Raw genomic sequence first — 1,828 nt, forward strand, 5'->3', positions numbered from 1 at the left:
GAAGCGCAACTAACTTTCTCGCAGCCGTCTGCATCGCGGCGACAATCAGCTATTGGTTATGAGTCTGGACCCTAGGAGCTTAACGCATTTGCCGGCGCCACCGGGAAGCATTGGCGCGTCCGCGCTTTTCCGGTGCCCGATATGCGCGGACAGCCCCAAGGAGAAGGCCCACCTCCACTCGCTTCTTGCGAACATCATCCGCTCTTCTGGGGCGGCAATCCCATTCAGCTCGGAATGGCTCTAGCTTCCTTTACGGAAGGACTATGAGATCATTTTGCGCCGAGGGCCGATGAATCGCCTCACCCACGGGTTGTCCTGAAATAAAAAATCGATCTTGGCCGGAAAGTCTCATAAAACGGCTCGATTAGCGCCAGCTTTATGAGGGGCGTCGCCACGGTGCAATAAATCGTCGAAATACTCGATAGTCTTGATGAGACCATCTCGCAGGCGCACGGTGGGCTCCCATTTCAGAACTTCTCTCGCCTTGCTAATGTCCGGTTGACGCTGCCTGGGATCGTCAGCGGGGAGCGGTCGAAACACGAGTTTCGATTTCGACCCGGTCAGCTCCACGATCCGTTCCGCCAATTCCTTAATCGTAAACTCAACGGGGTTGCCGATGTTTATTGGCCCGGTCGTTTCCCGACCAGTCGCCATCATTCGGATCATCGCCTCGACAAGATCGTCGACGTAGCAAAATGACCGCGTCTGACTGCCGTCCCCATACAGCGTGATATCGGCGCCCCCAAGCGCCTGCACGACAAAGTTCGAGACCACGCGACCGTCATTTGGATGCATGCGCGGGCCATAGGTGTTGAAAATTCGGACCACCTTCGCCGCCAGTTTGTGCTGGCGGACGTAGTCAAACACGAGTGTTTCAGCGCAGCGCTTGCCCTCGTCGTAGCAGGAGCGAAATCCGATCGGGTTGACATTGCCCCAATAGTCTTCTGTCTGGGGGTGAACAATTGGATCGCCATAAACTTCGGACGTCGACGCTTGCAGGATCTTAGCCTTCACGCGCTTGGCAAGGCCCAGCATGTTAATCACGCCGATTACGCTGGTCTTAGTCGTTTGAACCGGATCAAACTGATAGTGAATTGGCGATGCCGGGCAAGCCAAGTTGTATATCTCGTCCACTTCAACATACAGTGGGAAAGTTACGTCGTGGCGCATAAGTTCGAAACTGTGATTGTCTAGAAGATGCAAGATGTTACGTCTTGCGCCTGTAAAATAATTATCGACGCACAAGACGTCGTTGCCAGCATCGAGAAGTCTTTGGCACAGATGCGAGCCAATGAAACCCGCTCCGCCTGTCACGAGTATCCGCTTGCTCATTGTGTTGCCTTGCAACAAAAAATCAAAGGGATCGGGAATAAGACATGGACATCCGCGTTTGTCCAGCGAGTCCGCGAAGGAGCGCTGGCGACGTAAACTTTCTGCGCATCCTGTCGACGAGTGCGCCACTTCAAACTTATCGAAAACAACGGACTCGACAAACCGATTCAGATCGTCCAACTCGGCGCGACGAACACGGAGATCGTCAATATGGCGGCGCTCGCCGTCTTCGGGGTTGGGGGATGAATCGTTTTTGCGTGAGAGAATGAATCGCTCGCGTCAGCGGGCGGAATGGAATTCTTCCTTTGGACTGTAAGCTGGCTATCCTCGACGCGGCGATCGTTTGCTCCCGGCGGCGCCACCGTGTCCTGAGCATGGGAAGACCGGCGCGTCATGCGGCGGTCAGCTAAAGAGGCGATTGATGAACATTACGATGATTGGCTCTGGTTATGTAGGTCTGGTCTCGGGCGCCTGTTTCGCCGACTTCGGCCATAAC

1 protein-coding gene is annotated in these 1,828 nt (G+C 54.8%); it reads right to left on the reverse strand.

The genetic code is table 11. From position 1 onward, the window contains the following. Window positions 1-348: 348 nt before the first annotated feature. On the reverse strand, window positions 349-1,332 hold the full coding sequence (locus tag HUN39_RS18885; protein WP_175095973.1) for a UDP-glucuronic acid decarboxylase family protein: 984 nt from the start codon (window positions 1,330-1,332) through the stop codon (window positions 349-351). Window positions 1,333-1,828 lie beyond the last annotated feature (496 nt).

This window comes from Methylocystis silviterrae (assembly GCF_013350005.1).
Classification (GTDB): Bacteria; Pseudomonadota; Alphaproteobacteria; order Rhizobiales; family Beijerinckiaceae; genus Methylocystis; species Methylocystis silviterrae.

Bases quoted from the DNA above. Each gene is read 5' to 3' on its own strand.
- HUN39_RS18885 (WP_175095973.1), bottom strand. From the start codon at position 1,332: ATGAGCAAGCGGATACTCGTGACAGGCGGAGCGGGTTTCATTGGCTCG.